Source organism: Lysinibacillus sp. NPDC093216 (assembly GCF_050280325.1).
Classification (GTDB): Bacteria; Bacillota; Bacilli; order Bacillales_A; family Planococcaceae; genus Lysinibacillus.
In genome coordinates this window covers 25,720-45,093 of the sequence record NZ_JBNNVB010000035.1, presented here as the reverse complement: position 1 = coordinate 45,093, position 19,374 = coordinate 25,720, and the positions used below count along the sequence as shown (strand labels likewise).

At 37.0% G+C, this 19,374-nt stretch carries 10 protein-coding genes and 3 pseudogenes; 2 read left to right on the top strand and 11 right to left on the bottom strand.

The window, feature by feature from the left end; translation table 11 throughout:
- Positions 1-139: 139 nt before the first annotated feature.
- From ACQKOG_RS24490 to ACQKOG_RS24470, 5 genes and pseudogenes are all read right to left on the bottom strand, one after another.
- The gene (locus tag ACQKOG_RS24490) at positions 140-346 is read right to left on the bottom strand and encodes a Cys-every-fifth RiPP peptide CefA (RefSeq protein ID WP_427448411.1); all 207 of its coding nucleotides are present in this window, start codon (positions 344-346) and stop codon (positions 140-142) included.
- A gap of 252 nt (positions 347-598) precedes the next feature.
- A complete protein-coding gene (locus ACQKOG_RS24485; RefSeq protein WP_370082384.1) occupies positions 599-1,465 on the bottom strand; it encodes a GNAT family N-acetyltransferase in 867 nt (288 codons plus the stop codon).
- 440 nt (positions 1,466-1,905) lie between these two features.
- A complete protein-coding gene (locus ACQKOG_RS24480; protein WP_427448407.1) occupies positions 1,906-3,738 on the bottom strand; it encodes an ABC transporter ATP-binding protein in 1,833 nt (610 codons plus the stop codon).
- A complete protein-coding gene (locus ACQKOG_RS24475) occupies positions 3,738-5,459 on the bottom strand; it encodes an ABC transporter ATP-binding protein (RefSeq protein WP_370082388.1) in 1,722 nt (573 codons plus the stop codon). Before ACQKOG_RS24475 ends, ACQKOG_RS24480 begins: the two co-directional genes overlap by 1 nt.
- Before the next feature lie 77 nt (positions 5,460-5,536).
- A pseudogene (locus tag ACQKOG_RS24470) lies at positions 5,537-5,983 on the bottom strand (DMT family transporter); the annotation flags it as partial.
- A 364-nt stretch (positions 5,984-6,347) separates the two neighbouring features.
- On the opposite strand from ACQKOG_RS24470, the gene ACQKOG_RS24465 reads away from it, so the two are divergent.
- The gene (locus ACQKOG_RS24465; protein WP_427448406.1) at positions 6,348-8,369 is read left to right on the top strand and encodes an EAL domain-containing protein; all 2,022 of its coding nucleotides are present in this window, start codon (positions 6,348-6,350) and stop codon (positions 8,367-8,369) included.
- Between the two features lie 93 nt (positions 8,370-8,462).
- Here the strand turns inward: ACQKOG_RS24465 and ACQKOG_RS24460 are convergent, their stop codons facing one another.
- Complete coding sequence (locus ACQKOG_RS24460; protein WP_370082392.1) at positions 8,463-8,930, bottom strand: threonine/serine exporter family protein; 468 nt, start codon at positions 8,928-8,930, stop codon at positions 8,463-8,465.
- A gap of 12 nt (positions 8,931-8,942) precedes the next feature.
- Complete coding sequence (locus ACQKOG_RS24455; RefSeq protein ID WP_370082394.1) at positions 8,943-9,695, bottom strand: threonine/serine exporter family protein; 753 nt, start codon at positions 9,693-9,695, stop codon at positions 8,943-8,945.
- A gap of 272 nt (positions 9,696-9,967) precedes the next feature.
- On the opposite strand from ACQKOG_RS24455, the gene ACQKOG_RS24450 reads away from it, so the two are divergent.
- Entirely contained in the window at positions 9,968-11,377 is a 1,410-nt protein-coding gene (locus tag ACQKOG_RS24450; protein ID WP_370082396.1) for a polysaccharide deacetylase family protein, read from the top strand.
- 832 nt (positions 11,378-12,209) lie between these two features.
- On the opposite strand, the gene ACQKOG_RS24445 is transcribed toward ACQKOG_RS24450, so the two are convergent.
- From ACQKOG_RS24445 to ACQKOG_RS24430, 4 genes and pseudogenes are all read right to left on the bottom strand, one after another.
- Positions 12,210-14,294, bottom strand: a complete 2,085-nt coding sequence (locus ACQKOG_RS24445; protein ID WP_427448405.1) for a beta-propeller domain-containing protein — start codon at positions 14,292-14,294, stop codon at positions 12,210-12,212.
- A 237-nt stretch (positions 14,295-14,531) separates the two neighbouring features.
- Positions 14,532-14,864 (bottom strand): annotated as a pseudogene (locus tag ACQKOG_RS24440) (PPC domain-containing protein); the annotation flags it as partial.
- Positions 14,865-14,876: 12 nt separating this feature from the next.
- Positions 14,877-17,762 (bottom strand): annotated as a pseudogene (locus tag ACQKOG_RS24435) (collagenase); the annotation flags it as partial.
- Between the two features lie 416 nt (positions 17,763-18,178).
- Positions 18,179-19,372, bottom strand: a complete 1,194-nt coding sequence (locus ACQKOG_RS24430; protein ID WP_427448404.1) for an acyl-CoA dehydrogenase family protein — start codon at positions 19,370-19,372, stop codon at positions 18,179-18,181.
- Positions 19,373-19,374: the final 2 nt, after the last annotated feature.

Below are 19,374 nucleotides of genomic sequence, written 5' to 3'. Positions count from 1 at the left end.
AACTACTGATTTTTTAAAATTCGCACCCGATTTCCAAAGAGTATTGTTGAAAACTATTAGCGCTATTTGGATTTTGTGTCTGACAGGATCCTAGAGTTAGTGATGGTACCACTTCTGCCTAACTTGCAACAGTCGAATATCAAGGACCATTTTCCAACTTTTCGTGTGAAATTATTCCATTTCCAAAGGCAAAAAAAGAAAAAGGACATCCTTTTATCGGACATCCTTTTATCGGACATCCTTTTATCGGACATCCTTTTATCGGACATCCTTTTATCGGACATCCTTTTATCTTAAAGATTATGCTTATTAAGGGTAAAACCTTCTGGGGAAAGATGCAAATCAACTTTTGTTCACTTTTGAACAAACTTTGATAAACTTCTTATTTGAATCCGTTATAAATTTTTTTCAACCTTATATTATGGGGGCGAATGATGTTTTCTTGGAGTTTCCTTCGAAAGAAGACTTACCCACCCTTTTATGCTGTTCGTCTTCTCCATCTGAAAATTCTCCACATCCTTATCGCCGGTGTTTGGACTTCATTTCTAAACACAAAAAAATGAGGAGCGATGCTTCAAGCACACTCCTCACTCTTCACTTATTGTTTTACATAATAGTCTATTTGTTGAGCCTTCATAAAGCCGGCCTTCTCATAAACAGAAAGCGCCTTTCGATTGTCAATTTCTACATCGAGCATGACGAATTTGACTCCAATTTTGCTCGCATAATCTTTGGAAAATGACAGCATCGCAGTACCAATCCCTTGCCCCTCACAGTTTGGATGAACTGCCAATGCCGTTACCCATTGAATTTCATTTTCCTGGGCAGTCGTTACTGTTCCAACAATTTCGCCATCTTTACGCGCTACCCATAGCTTTCGTCCATTCGTTGAAGTATTAAAAGCGATTAGCTCCTCAGATTCTTCAGGTAGGTCTCCAAACGCTGCACTATAAATAGCAATCAGCTCTGCCTGTTCATCTGTATAAGGAATGATTTCGATATCATTCTTTAATTCTACTGACTCTGCTCTTGTTTCTAAAGTGGCCTCTGAAAAGCTATATGTAAAGCCTTTCTTTTCAATAAACTTGTGTCCACAAGGTGAGCCATCTATCACTACCGCCAATTGACCTTCTGCCCCACGATCTTCGAGGCCGGCCAGTAAAGCTTCTACTAAAGCAGTTCCAATTCCATTTTGACGGTACTTAGGTGTTACAACTAAAGACCATTCATATGTATGCAGCCCCATTAAATCTATTGCACTAGCCGCACCAACTAATACATCTTTGTCATCTTCATATGCAAGTACCATAAAGCCCTTCGATTCAAAGGAACTCGCCATAGGCAAACCCATAGCAGTCTCATATACACGATAATCATGTGTGGTCGCTTCTTCACACAATATTTTTAATTCATTTAATGTTTCCCCATCTAACGGAAAAGACACTGTCATCACTGAAATATTCATCATTTACTCCGTTCTTGTATAGACTATTGCCCTATTGTAGCAAGAAAGAAAATACGCTGGCAACAAATTATACTAACCACTGCTAATCACTTCTAATTATTAACAATTTTACTCCAAATATAGTGAAATTAAAAGGTTTTATATGATTTTTGACGGTTATAGACTGAAAATTACTAGAACAAGGTATGTATTTCTATACAACCACATTCATTTGTAAGCCCTATTTCCACTACGGATGAGCGTCGAGTTGCTCCCTTACCCAAAAGAATTATTTCCACTTAGCTGTTTGTACTCAATTATACCATTTATACTAATAAATTACATTTAAATTATAGGATAAAAGTCAATACTTCAACTAAAAAAGAGCAATTCCAAAATTTCAAAATCACTCTTTTTTATACTGGATGAATGAGATTTATACTTACATCGTTACTTTCACCCTACTCATCAAGATGATGAGATGAAGATTGTAACATCTGCGCATAGATGCCACCGGATTCCATTAATTTTTGTTGAGGACCTGCTTCAACTAACTCACCTTTGTGCATAACAAGCACAATATCGGCATTGTGCACTGTATTTAAACGGTGAGCAATAACAAAGCTAGTGCGTCCTTGCATTAACACATCTAGAGCCTCTTGAATCGCAAGCTCCGTAACAGTATCAATACTACTTGTCGCCTCATCCAACAACAATATTTTCGGATCAGCAATCAATGCTCTTGCTATTGACAATAACTGCTTTTGACCTTGCGAAATCCCACTGCCATCTGCGGCAAGTACAGTGTCATAGCCATCCTTTAGCGTCATAATAAAGTCATGTGCATTCGCACGCTTCGCCGCTTCCTCTATCTCTTCATCGCTAGCATCTAATCGACCATAACGGATATTTTCACGTACAGATGCTTCAAACAAAAACGGATCCTGTAATACAAAGGCCATTTGCGAGCGCAATGCTTGTCGTTCTATTTGCTGAACGTTTACACCATCAAATAAAACATCGCCCTTTGATACTTCATAAAATCTTGCAATAAGCTGCAAGATCGTTGTTTTTCCTGCTCCAGTAGCCCCAACAAGAGCTACCGTTTGTCCGGGCTCCACGTTAAAATTAATGTCCTTCAAAATGTAAGCTTCCTCTGCTTGCTCATATTTAAAGTACACATGTTGAAAGCTCACTTGCCCTAATAGCTTATGCTTTTGTGCGGAAGCAACTTCCTCCTCAGGCTGTTCATCCAGTAACGCAAATACACGCTCAGCACCAGCAATCGCAGACAGTACGGTATTAAATTGATTGGCCAAATCATTTAAAGGTCGTGTAAATTGCCTTGCGTATTCTGTAAAAATAACAATTACGCCAATTGATACATGCCCGTAAAAAGCAAGTACACCGCCAATGCCAGCTACAATTGTAAAACTCATATTGTTTAAAAAGTTCATGACCTTTGGGATATACCCAGAGTATGTTTGTGCCCAAAAGCCAGTACTTTTTAAGCGTAAACTTTTTTCGCGGAATTCCGCTTTCATACGTTCTTCTTGTGAGAAAGCTTTGACAATTCTCTGACCCGAAATTGTTTCTTCAATCATGCCATTCAGAGCTCCTATGGCCGCTTGCTGTTCTTTAAACAAAGGTGCCGTTCTCCGTGTGATCCAACGCATTGCCCAAAACATAATCGGTATAATGGTCATCGTTAATACCGTTAGTAAAGGGCTTAAACTTAGCATGATAATCACCGTTCCCGTAAGCGTTATTACACTAGAAAACACTTGGATAAAGGAGCTATTTAATGTTGAGCTAACTGCTTCAATATCATTCGTCATCCGACTCATTAATTCTCCATGCTGACGACGATCAAAAAAAGCAATCGGCAGCCTTTGGAAATGAGCAAATACACTCGTTCGTAATCTATAAATGGTTTGTTGGGCAACACCAATCATCCAATAGTTTTGCAAAAATAATGATACTGCTAAAAGAGCATAAATGCCGATTAACAGCATAATCCCCTTCTCAAGTCCCGCAAGCTCTCCATGCGTTACGTACATGTCAATCATTTTACCGATTAAATACGGCCCAAGAAGTGACAAAATGGAACTCGCCAAGACAAGTAACAGCACAATAATTAGTAGTACACGTTGTTCATCGACTATTTTCCATAAACGTAGTAGTGTGCTTTTCCAATCTGTCGCGCGAGGTCCCTTCTTTTTCTTAACAACTTGCTTCACATCATCTTTCGTCAAAATCGGCTCATAGCCAAAAGGCTTTTGGAAAAATCCCATTATTCCTCCACCTCCTGTTGAGAGATTGCGATTTTTTTATAAAGCACTGACGTTTGTAAAAGCTCTTCATGCGTCCCGTATGCGACCACTTTCCCTGCATCAATGAGTAATATGCGATCTGCACCTTTAGCTGTCCGAATTTTTTGAGTGACTACTAGCATCGTTGCTTGTTCCTCACTCAAAGCTTCCCATAATGCCTGCTCCGTTTTAACATCAAGTGCACTTGTACTATCATCAAGCATTAATATATGCCCTTTTCTTAATAACGCTCTTGCAATCGATAATCTTTGTTTTTGACCGCCTGAAAGATTGACACCCTTCTGACCGACTTTTGTTTCGTAGCCACTCGGGAAATCCTCCACAGAAGCATGGATTTGCGCTTGCATTGTAGCCTGTAGCACTGCATCCATTTCAGCCTCCGCATCACCCCAACGAATATTATCAGCAATGCTTCCTGTAAATAATAACGATTGTTGTGGAACATAGCCGATGATTTCACGCAGTTCTTGTAAATCCCATTGCTGTACATCTTTCCCCTCTACTACTATTGTGCCTTCTGTGACATCATAGAAACGTGGAATAAGCTGTAACAGCGTTGATTTCCCTGCACCTGTTGCCCCCATAATGGCAAGCTTTTCACCAGATGTCACTCGGAAGCTTACATCGGATAGTACAGGCGAGTCTTCCCCAGGATAAGTAAAGCTAACATGCTCAAAAGCTAATTCTCCAAAACTCAAATCTTTAGACGTTTTCTGTGAAGATGATGGTAGCTCAATCTCATTTTCAGTTGAAAGAACTTCTGCCATACGCTCAGCAGAGGCTTTGGCACGCGCATAAAAAATAATAATAAAGGCAAACATCGAAAACGAGCCTGTCATACGCATTGCATAATTGACAATGGCAACTACATCTCCAAGTGGTGTTGTACCTGAAGCTATTTGTTTTGTCCCAAACCACAATACTGCAAGTAGACTCATATTCATAATGAATAACAGCACAGGCATAATATACTCCATTGTGCGTAGAGCCTTTACAGTATCTATTTTTAAGCGTGAGGCAACTTCATCAAACCGAGAAGCTTCATATGCACCGCGTAAGTATGCTTTCACCAATCGAATAGCCTGTAAATTTTCCTGTAGTACACGATTCAAACGATCCATTCTTTTTTGCACAAGTCCAAAATAAGACACGCCTTTTGTCACCATAAATATAAGAAAAATCAAAATAATCGGTGCGCCAATCACTAAAAACAACGCTAATTTTGCATTGACAACAAAGGCCATAACGATGCTACCGACAACGGCAAGTGGTGCACGAAGCATAATACGCAAACTCATAAACAACACCGTCTGAACTTGTGTCACATCATTCGTTAACCTTGTAATAAGAGAAGCTGTTGAGAATTTTTGATAAGTGGTTAATGTAAAGGATTGTATTTTTTCAAACAATGCATTTCGTAAATCATAGGAGAAACTCTGTGCAGTATGCGATGAAAAATACGAATTAACGACACCGGCTATAAAGGCTACGAAAGATAAGCCAAGTAAAACAATACCCCATTGCCAAATCATCCCTTGGTTTTGAGCTCGTACTCCATCATCTATGATTTTAGCCATGATCAGTGGCTGAGCGAGCTCCACAAACAATTCCAACAGCATTAAACAAAACGCGATAAATGCGGTCCATTTATATGGCTTTACATAGGAAAAAATTTCTTTCACATTCTTCCCCCTTGCTCTTCGCAAAGAAGTTCCATAAATTTCAAACATAGTAAAGAACTCCTGTGCAGATAGTATTTTTATGCTTTTCCTCTACCTACAGAAAGCCATGTTACACAAACAAGCATAACTAATTGCCAAAAATCTAACGATGTACCAAACACGATAACTGAAATAACCATCGCTGTTAGCAATACTTGTCTCAACTTAAAAATAGCACAAAAACCACTGATTTGACTCCAATTGCAACAATTAGTCTCTAATGTAAATCCCCTATCAGCATTCCCCATCCGACAACAAGTAGTACGCTCCATTCTTTCACCATACGTGCAGGGTACAATGTGAGAAGGCAAAAGTAAAACCAACCGCTACTCCCGCAATAGGGCTTTACTACTGACTAACAAAAAATCAAATGAAGCGTTCGTTAGTAGGAGTCAAAGACCCATAAGTGTACCAATAATCCCTATCACTTGATATTTCGATGGCCATTTCTTTAAACTAAGAGAGACATAGGCAACTACAAATAACTGCAATAAGGTAAACCCACTGAAGATCAATATGTAAGTACTACTGCGAGCGATCAACGAATTGTTAACATAAAGGAGACTGTCAATAGCTTACGGTTAAGCAACTACTCCACAAAAGTCAGTTGCTCCCCATAAAATCGCAACCAAGACAATAATTACTATTTTTTATCCATTTCATACACTTCTAGCTTCCTATATATATACTAAAAAATGTTATTTTTCTTCAAATCTTTCCATGTTTTTCGTTAAAAAAGTCCCTATTTTTTTTATTATCAAATATTTACAATCATATTCATAATGACTAATTCCCGATAATTAACTATAATAATAGTATATATAGATTACTCAAGGAGATCGAATAATCATGAGTCATATGCATAAATCATTTACGATCGATGAACATTATTTAAATTCACTTCCTTTTCCTGCTATTGTCATGAATCAAGATGGACAAGTTATAAATTTGGGAGAGCTTGCTGAACAGCTATTTGATTTTTCAGTTACTACTATTAAAGAACATACTACTTCATTCATTCATGAAAATTTACTACGTCAGCTTTCATTAGAAACCTTTCAAGCCATTTTGCAGAATAATGACAGCACGTATATTAATCAAATTCAATTAAAAACGTATACAAATGAAGAAATTACAACAGCGCTACTAGCTAAACCATTTACTGAACAAGGAGAGCATTTCGTTCTTATGATTTTCATGCTACCAGAGTTAATGATTAATTCTGTCTCAAGTAGCAGCACTCTCGTAGACTTAAAACAAGGATTAGACTCGACATTTATGACAGTAACACTTGATCATGATGGGTTCATTTTAGAATGTAATAATGAATTTCTAAAAACGAGTCAATGGACACCAAAACGCGTGATTGGCAAAACACTTTGGCAGCTATTCCCTGAAAATAAAGAAAGTGAAAAGATCACAAATACCATCTGGCGGAATTTAAACAATGGCCAAACGTGGCAAGGTGAAGTCGAAAAAGTTACAAAAGCAGGTCAATCTTACTGGGTGCTACTAACGGCTATCCCAACATTTAATATTGAAACGAATGAGCAACAATTTTTTTTAATTGAAAAAGATATCACGAAGTCCAAGACAATACAACATCAGCTTGAAAAAATCGCTTATATCGATACAGAAACAGGTCTGATGAATGCGCATCGACTCGAAAAAGTGATTTCTAATATGATTGAGGATGAAAGAAACTTTTCTTTTGTCTATTTAAGTATTGATAAATTTTATACATTAAAAGAGTTACATGATCAGCAAATCGGTCAAAGTCTTATTGTAGAGTTTACAAATCGTATAAAAATGTACTTCCAAGATAGCACAATGGCACGTATTAACGAAAATGATTTTGTCGTTATTACACCATTAAGTGAATGGTTTATTCAAGGCTTCCTGTCTTACTTACAACAACATCCAATTTATAACAGTAATGTTGCTGTCCCTATTTCTATTAGTGGCGGAATTACACGTTATCCAGAGGATCAAACTACATTCTCCCAACTAATGAAGGCATCCATTGCTACTATTACAACTGTACGTGATGCAGGTGGCGATAAAGTCGTCTCACTATCCAAAGCAACACATAAAGCATTAAATCGTAAAGCTCTAATTGAAAAACGTTTACTTCAAGCTCTTGACCAAAAAAACCTAAAAGTTCTCTATCAGCCGCAAATTGATGTTAATACAGGTAAAATCACAGCTGTAGAAGCACTAGTTCGTTGGGAAGATGAAGTAATAGGCGTTGTCTCACCAGATGAGCTAATCCCAATTGCTGAGGAAACTGGTCTTATTAATAATATCGGTTCCTTTATGCTAGAAAAAGCTTGTGAACAGGCACTAATCTGGAAAAAAGCTGGTCTTGATTTAAAAGTATCCATTAACTCTTCTGTACGCGAATTCCGTGATAAAAACATGGCAAAGTCAATCCTTGGAACTTTGGCAAAAACCGGCTGTCCTGCAAGCCTTATTCAAATCGAAATTACTGAGAAATTTGCGTTAGAAGCAGAAGCTGCTACCTTTATCACACAGCAAATGCGTAAGCTTGAAAATGAAGGTATTGCCTTTATACTAGATGATTTCGGTACCGGATATGGTTCATTTAGATATATGCAAATTCTTCCAATAGATACATTGAAAATCGATAAAACATTTACAAGTTCTTTATTAAAATCTGAGAAAACCCAAAAGCTCATGAACGGTATGGTGCAACTCGGAAAATCTATGGAACTTAAAGTTGTCGCAGAAGGTGTCGAAACGGCTGAACAAGCGGATCTTTTAACTACTTATGGCTGTGATGCTATTCAAGGATACTATATTAGCAAACCGGTTCATGCAGAGGAAATTGAAGCATTACTAGTTAAATAGTTTATTTGAAAAAGGAGGTTACGTTTTAAACGTAACCTCCTTTTTTATATTTGTTCTATCCGCCGTGCTCATTCCTACATTTGATGTAGAACCTTATTTCTTATAGACCTTTTTGAATGTCGCTTTACTAGTACGTACAGAACGGAAAATAAGCTGTATTAGTACCTCTGCAAATACAAGTCCTATAACGATGGCACCTGTAATTAAAAATGCCTTTAATCCATACTGTAGCCCTTGTATATAATCATCCTCTACAATATTTCTCATTGCATTATAAGCCATACCTCCCGGAACTAACGGGATAATACCACCGACAATAAAAATAATCATTGGCATTTTGAAGCGCCGAGCATATAAATGAGAAACGATAGCAATTATGAAAGAACTAAAGAATGAGGCATATACTATATCCATGCCATGTTCTGTTAGGATGAAGTAAATCATCCAGCCTACTACCCCAACAAAACCACAATAAACTAGGTTTCTTCTAGGTACATTAAAAATAATTGCGATCCCTGCAGTCGCAAAAAAGCTAAGTATCAACTGTATGATATAGTCCATGTCATCTGCCTCCTAAAACGATAGAGTGACGGCAATAGCTGCACCGATTGCAAAAGCTGTTAAAAAGGCCTCTACGCCCTTTGCCATCCCTGACATAAAATGACCTGCTATTAAATCCCGAACTGCATTCGTAATCAAAATACCGGGTACTAGTGGCATAACGGAGCTAATAACAATTTTATCTATTTCCGTACCATGGCCATATTTCACTGAAAAGACAGCAATAGACCCTACTACTAATGAAGCTGTAAATTCTGCGAAAAATTTTACTTTTGTTAAATCATTTATCAATAAAAGCACTAGGAAGCCTAACCCCCCTGCTAAACAGGCAAAAAGGAAATCAGACCATCCTCCCTTAAACATTATAAGGAAACAACCACTCGCAAGAGCCGCTGATATGACTTGAATATATGTTGGTAAAAAATAATTTGTTTTTTGTATCGACTTTAGCTCGTCATAAGCTTCTTCTAATGTTATCATGTGAGATGTGAGTCTCCGAGATACTGAATTTACCAAGGCTATTTTTTGCAAATCTGTTAACCTGTTGGAAATTGATGTAATTCTCGTCGGCTGTGTCTTGCCTAACGAAAAGATGATCCCTGTAGGTGTAGCATAACATTGTGCATCTAGCATATTTTGAGAATGTGCCATGCGTAGCATTGTATCCTCCACACGGTATGTTTCTGCACCACTTTCAATCATAATTCGACCTGCAAGCAATAAGCAGTCAATCGTAAATTCATTATCCACTTCATGTAAAACCATTACAGTTATCTGCCTCCTTTAAAAGGTTCCTTGCCAATAGTATCGAACTGCAAATAAAAACTCAACTAAAAAATTTTTTAACTTTTAACCAAAGTACTTTGGCTTTCATATGCTGAAAATGGTAAGCTATTGAGTAATTTATTTATGAAGATGGGTTTCCCATAAATTGATAGCAAAACTTTATAGATTCGTATAACTTTTTCAAAGACTAACACGTCTGATTTTATAAGCAGTATAGAAAATTAAATAAGGAAAGGAGCGTATCCACCAAAATGCCGGAACGCAGAAAAAAACGCGGCCCAATGATTGATTTCCTATTAATTGGCCTCATCATTACATTAACAACTATTATTTTAGTCATTATCCTATCAAAGGATGACTTTAAGTTTCAAAAAATTAGTGCCTCTAAAGAGGAGAAAACTTCAGATTCAATAAAGAGTAACCTATCCACAGATAGCTCTGCGTTTCCAGGCATACGTATTGTAACAGATGTCTCTAATGATAAGCGAACTCCTTTTGCTATTCACTATCCAGAAACAGATAATAAAGCTTTTAATGATGCTGTATTACAGTACATAACGGATTCAAAGGAAAACTATCTGTCATCTATGAAAGAAAATAAAGATAAAGAGGTAATGGGTGAGCTTAATATTAGTTTTGAGACTTTCCCATATCAAAAGCATTACTATTCCTTTGTGCTAACAAAAATGTTGTATACAGGCGGTGCCAACCCAGAGGTTTCAACAAAAACATTCTTCATCAATCATGAAACTGGTGAACTAATTTCCATTAAAACATTGTTGAACAACGATAAAAACAACTTATCAGCCTTAGCTACTCATGTACGTAACGACTTACAACAAAATCTCAAGTTAAAGGATGAGCTTTTCAAGGATGATTTAGTAAAGTCAACTGAACCAAAGTGGTCTAACTTTAATCGCTTTGCTATAGTTGATGATTCGGTACAATTCTATTTTGATGAGTATGAGATTGCTAGCGGGGCAGCTGGTTCACCAATTGTGAAGCTCCCTTTATCACTTATCAATCCGTTGTTAGCTTCTGATTTCCAGATTGCTATGGAAAAGCCGGTAAAGCCAACTAATACAGGAGATCCAAACAAAAAGCGTATTGCCTTAACTTTTGATGATGGCCCACATCCAAAGGTAACAGAACAGATTTTAGATACGCTCGATAAATATCATGCCAAAGCTACCTTCTTTATGCTTGGTAGCCGTGTACAATATTATCCTGATATCGCTAGAGACGTTCTTGCAAGAGGACATGAAATAGGTAATCATTCATGGAACCATCCTGTATTAACAAAACTGTCACTAGAGTCGGCAGTAAATCAATACACATCTACAGTTGCGGAGATTGAAAAGGCTATTAATCAAAAGCCAACTGTATTTAGACCTCCGTATGGAGCAACAAACGATACAATTAACGCTCAAATTCCAATTCCTGTTGTTTTATGGTCGATCGATACATTAGATTGGAAGTATCGCAATGCGCAACAGTTACTACCTAATGTCAAAAATAATTTACACAATAACGCCATTGTCTTAATGCATGATATTCATCAATCGACTGCCGATGGTCTTGATTCCGTGCTTGCTTATTTGCAAGGGCAAGGCTATGAATTCGTGACAGTATCAGAAATTCTTCCATATCGTCAAAAATAACCACAGAAAAAGTCCAATAAACCTTGAGTTTATTGGACTTTCTTTTGTTGAAAAACTTATTACATCAATGAACTTCGGCATAATGAGAGGTTGAGCGCGAGCCGCTTCCTCCGCCATTGTTGCTGTCGCTTCGCTTTCGCACAGATATTAAACATTGTTGCTGTCGCTTCGCTTTCGCACAGATATTAAACATTGTTGCTGTCGCTTCTTCAGGCGGTGGATGTCGATAAAAAGTAAAAGTTAGTAGATAAAATGCGAAAGTTAGTAGATAAAACTCAAAAGTTAGTAGATAAAACGCGAAAGTTAGTAGATAAAACTCAAAAGTTGGGTGATAAACTAAAAAGTTGGATGTCATTTTGTTAAAACGTATGTCATGCGGATAAGAATCGGAGTGGAAGCTAGGCGATATAATAAAGTAAAAGGATTCACACACAGTTTTGTGTATGAATCCTTTTTGCTCTTCGGAAGGTAGATGTCGATAAAACTCATAAGTTGGGTGATATTTTATTAAAAACGTTTGTCATGTGAGTAAGCGACCATACGTTATTGTGATGAATTCATTTTTATATGAATACTTTGAAGATTTATCGGAACAAAATCTCATTTTATCGGAATATTTTCTCGTTTTATCGGAACAATTCCAGTTTCTCTTCAGCGCCACAGACGAGACCCTGCAGTAAAGTGAAGCGGCTCACCTAGCAGGAACGAAATTAGCCCCTCGCTGTGCAGATGAGCCTTGTTTTATAAGACACCTGAATTTCATTAACATAATAGTTTTTCAACAACGCGAAAAGTCCAATAAACTCCACCTTGAGTTTATTGGACTTTCTTTTTATTTTATCGTTAATGTATCAAGTGGTTTGAAGTCTGTTAGCTGATAGCTCTTCACTTCATTGTTCGCTACTGTATAAAGAGCGTCGTCTATATAGACTACTCTTTGTACACGCTGTTCCCAATTTTCGTACTGATCGCCAGTGCTTTTATTAACAATATTTCCTTTTAGGACGATTCCTTTATCTGAAGTGATTTCATAGATTTGTGCACCTTGACCTTTGTAGACGATTTCATCGCCCTTCCCTGCATCGTACAGGACAACTGGGAAACCGAAGTAATTGTATTCTTTATTGCGGAATAGCGCTTTAGGATTGTATTGGACTTCGGAGTACGAGCCTTCTCCACCGATTTTTACTGTTGATTGTTCCTTTGGATTTTTGAAATCTGAAACATCAAACAATGACATTTTCATATTAGTTGTGACCGTAAAATTACGCTTCGAATATGCATCATAGCGTTGCTCGGTGTCATAGCCGATGCCGATTAAATGTGTATCGTCTAGTGGATGCAAATAGTTACTAAAGCCTGGAATCTTTAGCTCACCTAGCACAGTTGGCTTTTTTGGATTTGCGACATCAATAACAAACAGCGGATCCACTTGCTTAAATGTTACTACATATGCTTTTTCGCCCATAAAGCGTGCAGAATACACTTTTTCACCAGGAGCTAAATCTTTTACTGCACCGAGCTCTTGTAAATTTTTATCGAAAATAAATAGGTGGTTTCGTGATATTTTTTGTTCATCCCACGCATTTCCTTCAGTTGTAACGATACGAAAATTGTCTTCATACTCATCCATTGAGTATTGATTTAACACTGAGCCTTTTACTTCCGTTGTACCCACAAAATTCATGGCAGTTCCATCAACATTCCATTTAAAAACTTGTGTATTAGTTGTTCTTGGCATCCAGATCATATCCATCATGCGACCAGTAGCAGGTACTGGATTTCCATCATAAATTGGTGTTGTTAAATAAAGTGCATTCTCCGACATATAAAGCCCGCTACTACCTCCTAAGTATCCCTTAGTGTTCGCAGTTGTCTTTGCACCATTTTTTAAATCCACAGTTGTAATTAAGCTATATGTTCCATCCATTGTATTTGGTAAAATAGAAATTTTCTCTAGGGGTAAACTTTTGTACTCATTTCCTTCTACACTATCAAATGTTTTCGGTTTTAAATCCGGCGTTTTTTGCTCTCTAAGCATCCAATAATTCGGATACATATTACCGATTAAATATAATGTGTCATTTGTAATTCGAATATCTTGTAAATACCCCTCTTGCCCCACTTCACGTATGAGCTTCGGATTCTTTGGGTTTGAAATATCATACAAAGTAGCTGTCGACATGCTTGAGCCTACTTTTTCTAAATATTCATCCCCAATCACTATTAATAAATTTTCATATAATGCTAGCTTCGAAATATATTGTGACTCCTTCAGCTTGATTGTTGTCGCTAGCTTTAAATTTTTCGGATTTTTAGCATCTACTACAGTAATGCCCTGATCTTTTACAGCATAAATAAAGCCATCTTTAACAACAACTATATCTCCTTCTTCCACTCCTTCGACTTGATTATTCGTTGTAGAGGAGCTGTTCGCACTCGCCTTGTCATCGCTCTTTGCCAATTCTACGGTTGCCTCATTCAGTTCTTTTTGTGAGTTAGCTAAAAGTGTTTCGAAATATTGTTGTAGTTCTTGTTCTGATTTTACAGCTTCAAGCTTTTCAATGATGGTAAATGCTATTACTTGCGATGTTGTTTTAGGCCCATCTAGTACAAACGCTTCTTTTTTCACATGTAATTTATAGCTTCCAGGTACTAAATCGCTTACGATCATTGTCTTTTTATCTTCCCCCATTGTTACCGTCGCTGCTACCTTTTGATTTTTGCTATTTGTTACGAACACATTCGCTATCGCGTTTTCTTTTAGCGCCTCAGTAAAGGATACTTGCCAGCTATGAGTTGTCATACTCGCACTCGCTGTCTGCGCCTCTACTTTTTGGGTCGACATCAGCATAAAAATTCCTGGCAACATAGCTAGTACGGTGATGAGTAAAATTGCTATCCACTTCTTTTTCATTAATTTACCTACCTTTCATAATTTCGTTTATTAATTAGACTACTAAAGAATAGGAAAGTTACATTATTCCGAATTTTTCTTCAATAAAAAACGAGAGGAAGTGAATCCCTCTCGGCTTATAATTACGAGCAGCAGCTAATGTATTCTACGTTAGCGGTTGCTCTTTTTTATGGTTAGACACTTGATTATGGTTTGCATTATAGAGATTAGATCAACCTCTACTAATTAAAAATATAATTATTGTACATTTACTGTATATGTCCCGTTTTCATTATCAAATTTATAAATATATAAATAATACTTTCCTGGTTTCGCAGTAAATTTACCTTTTATAACATTTCCACCTTCCTGCCCATAGGATGCGTAATTTTGCATATCAGACTCATGAAGAAGCACCCATGTCATTCCGATTTGATTTTCATTTACGACAGAAATATCTATTTCTTTTGGATACGTAACATCGAATGTGTATACATCCGTATGATCATCATCAATCAAACTACCTTTTAGGGGCATATTAAGTGGAATCATTTCCGCTTCTTCTGGATTATTATTTGGTTCTATATCTGTTTTTGCTTCATTTTGTACATTTACTGTATATGTCCCATTTTCATTATCAAATTTATAAATATATAAATAATACTTTCCTGGTTCTGCAGTAAGTTTACCTTTTATACTATTTCCATCTTCCTGTCCAAATGATACGTAGTTTTGCATATCTGACTCATGATAAAGCACCCATGTCATTCCAATTTGATTTTCATTTAAGACAGAAATATCTATTTCTTCCGGAGACGTAACATCAAATGTGTATACATCCGTATCATTATCATCAATTAAACTACCTTTTAGGGGCGTATTAAATGGAATTATCTTGGCTTCTTCTGGATGATTATTCTCTGTTTGTTCTCCTTTCAGTACAGTTACAATTGCATGATCCTTACTTTCTATTCCCTTATTATTTTTCACTGTTATTGTCACATTATATGTGCCTTCTTTTTCGAATACATGAGTAGGGTTTGCCTCTTCACTTGTTTTTCCATCACCAAAATCCCAAAGGTAAGAAACTATTTCTCCATCCTTATCTTTTGAACCATCGCTCTTGAACTGGATTTCTTCATTTTCGATTCCAGCATATGGACCATTTATATTTACAATAGGCGCTTGATGATCTCCTTCATCCGTCGCAATGCCGTGGAAAACAATATCATATTCAAACTGGTTTGCTGCATTCACACGGTAGTTTACAAAATACGCTGTCACTGTTTTATAGCCGCTCCACTCTTTTTGCGATAGTTGATCCAGTACTTGGTTCACTTGTTCACTCATCGTTTTCCAGTCTTTAGATTCACCCTTTGTTTCACTACCTACATACGTACCTTCGACTGTAAATGTATTAAAAAACTGAGACTTATGTTTTGTAATTTTTGCATCTTTTACGTTAGCAACATCGGCAATTTCTTGTACTACTTCATTTAACGCTTTTGGTTCATGTTTCACTAAATAATCTTCTGATACTTGTGGCACCTCGTATTTTTCTTGATTATCAATCAATTGCTGCATATACGCTTGGTATTCCGAATTCAGTTGTGGATCTTTGCTTAATACGTCGCGATACGCATCATAATTTTTCACATCGTTCGCACGAATTAAATCTTGAATCTTAACAAATGTATCAAATTGATGATTATACATATAAGATTGCAGTGCAAATGAATAATTATAAAAATCCCACGATCCATATTTTGCAAACATTGTTTGTTCAGCGGTGTAGCGTTGTGATGGTTCATATGATAATCCACTAATAATACTATTACGTGGAACTACATCATTTGTACGTGTTGATCCTGCAAAGAATTCTGCATTTCCTTCCTGGAACCATGTAAGCCGTTCATTTTGATACATATCTCCTGTTCCGAATAAACCAGGAACCTCGTATCTTCCCTGTAAATAATGTGTAAATTCATGGCGGAACAACTCTTCTAAACTATAAATACTTTGTTCCGATGTACGTTCATATGTAAAGAATGTTCCCTTCTCTTCAATATAAATACCACCATTATTTGTTTCATACCCGTACAATTGACGATTTAATCGATATTGATCTGGAGAGTCATAAATTACAACTGTTAATACATCGTCAGCATTACCTGGTTCTAATGCTTTATCATTCCCAATTACACGGTGATATTGTGCTTTTACTTCTTTTGCAGCCCAGTATAATCTTTGAATTTTGTCTTCTGTTACGTTTTCTCCCGTCTTAAATACAATCGATCCATTATCAAAAGTATATGTTTTCGGTAAATACTGCTTCTTTCCCTCTTCACGCATTTTCTGTAAATCTACTGTATTGCCACTATAGTCTTTTCCACCATAATTTGTAGTAAGTTGCTCTACTGCCACAAAATAAGCTTCACTTAAATATGGATACATACGCAATGCTTGTGTAACAACTTCTAAACCTTTATCCGGATTACTATGGAATCCTCCTAAACGTCCTGCATAATAAATGCCATTATTGATTAACCAACTATTGCTATCTGTAACATTATGTATAAGAGCAATCTTATTCACTTCATTGATGAAACTATCAATCTTTCCATACCACATCGTCGTATTAGCTTCTTTCCCTGTCTCATGCAAATACGACTGCAAGTCATAATCAATTCCATGCATTAAATCATAGATAGCTTGCCCTTTTAAAGAATCGCTTTCATATGTAGAGAGATTTTCGTTATACTGTTTTAAAATCTTCGCAGCATACTGAACTGTTTCTGCATCACTAGAAGCATTACCTATTAATTTCCCATAGGCGGATACTATTTTATCTTGCTCATCTGTACCAAGTTCAAAATTCGGATTTTTAGCCATTTCCTTTAATGCTGGTAAACACTTATCATGGAAACTTCTCTCATTTAAATACCCTAGTTCCTTATTATAAAATCCAACATAAAAAGCAGAACGCAATAGTTCAACAAATGTTTCAATACCCTTTGAATCATCTTTCGTAAAAGAACTTCCTCTTTTCCCTAATTCATTGATGATAACTTGCATGCGTTCTTTGTTTTGATAAAAAGCTTTTGTTTCATCATTGAATTGGAATAGGTCTGTAATTTGATACCAGCGAATATTTCCTAGCGTATCAATTAACTCACTATTGCTCATTCTATTAAGCTCTTCCATCGAGTACTTTTCCTGCAATTGCTTCGTTTCAACAAGTTTTATTGTTGGAGCTGGGTGTTCCGAAAAATCTCCCATTTCCAAACGTTTTTCAAATGATAATGTTTCATCAGCCGTTGTAGAATGTGCAATTTCATCTTTCGGAGTATCTATGCCAACAGGCTTCATTTGTAATACATTATAAGGCGTTTTTTCTGCTGCTGATACTTCCGCTTGTAATGCTCCAAACGACAGTGCCATTGTACTTACCCCAATTAACACTTGATTGAGTTTTAATTTCTTTTTCATAACAAATCCTCCTATAGTACTACTTTTAAACAATGGTGATACATTGATTATTTGGAACTATATTACCAATCTAAAAATAACATATTATGTGAATAAAGCAATATAAATTGTCATTTTTAGTAATATTTACTTGTATAATTTGAACACTAAGACACAATTTTAGACCATAAAGTCATTCTTTAACATAAAAAAAGAACCCGAAATTTGGATCCCTAACTTGAAAGCAACTGCATCAATTAGACTCTCTGCGGCCACTACAGACTACTTAACAGTAAAAAGCCGATTATCCCTTTAACGTTTAGGAAATCGACTTTTTCTTTATGAATTTTACATTTTGTAGGTGCTACCCCCGAAAGAAGTTAAAAGAAACAAGTCTAATTAACTTTGAATCAATCAATAAAGTCTTGATAAAACGCCTACTCTTCAAACGGCCATTTTGGTAACATTTTTGTCAATGACTTATCTTGGCGTTTTCCTAATACATAGTCAGCCTGCATAATCGTATGAATCTCCCGCGTACCTTCATAAATAACCGGTGCTTTCGAGTTACGTAAATAACGAGCGACCGGATATTCATCCGAATAACCATATGCTCCATGAATTTGGACAGCATCATCCGCAGCTTTATTGGCAAAATCACAAGCTTGCCACTTTGCTAATGATGTCTCTCGCGTATTGCGTACACCTTTGTTTTTCAACTCTCCAACACGATATACAAGTAGGCGACTCATTTGATAGCCCGCTTCCATTTTGGCAATCATTTGCCCTACTAGCTGGTGCTCGCCAATAGGTTTACCAAATGTTTCGCGTTCATGACAGTATTTCACACTCGCCTCGAGACACGCTTGAATAAGACCGACAGCACCTGCCGCTACTGTAAAACGACCATTATCTAACGCAGACATGGCAATTTTAAAGCCTTCTCCCTCTTCTCCAAGGCGATTCTCTGCAGGTATACGTAGATTTTCGAAAAAGAGCTCGCCCGTATTACCAGCACGAATACCGTATTTACCTTTAATGGCCTTCGATGTAAAGCCCGCCATGGAACGCTCTACGATAAATGCACTAATGCCATGATGTTTTTTCGATTTATCAGTGTAGGCAAAAACGATAAAATGGTCAGCTAGATCACATAAGGAAATCCATGTTTTCTGTCCATTTAACATGTAAAAATCTCCATCCCTTACAGCGGTGGTAGACATTGCAGCTACATCTGACCCTGCTCCGGGCTCTGTTAAACCAAATGCCCCAATCCGAACTCCTTTTGCCTGTGGAATAAGATATTGCTGTTTTTGAGCCTCTGTTCCCCATTGCATTAAAGTCATGCTATTCAAGCCTGTATGAACGGAAACAGCTGTGCGAAACGCTGTATCTCCACGTTCAAGTTCTTCACAAACGATGGCAAGTGCATTGTAATCCATCCCACTGCCACCGTATTGTTCTGGTACACAAACACCCATTAAGCCAAGCTCAGCAAGTCTTGACCAAATCTTCGGATCGAAGCCACCCTCTGCATCCCACTTCGCAATATGTGGAATAATCTCGGCATCCACAAACTGTCGTACTGTTTTACGTAACATTTCCTGCTCGGTGGTAAATTCGAAATTCATGA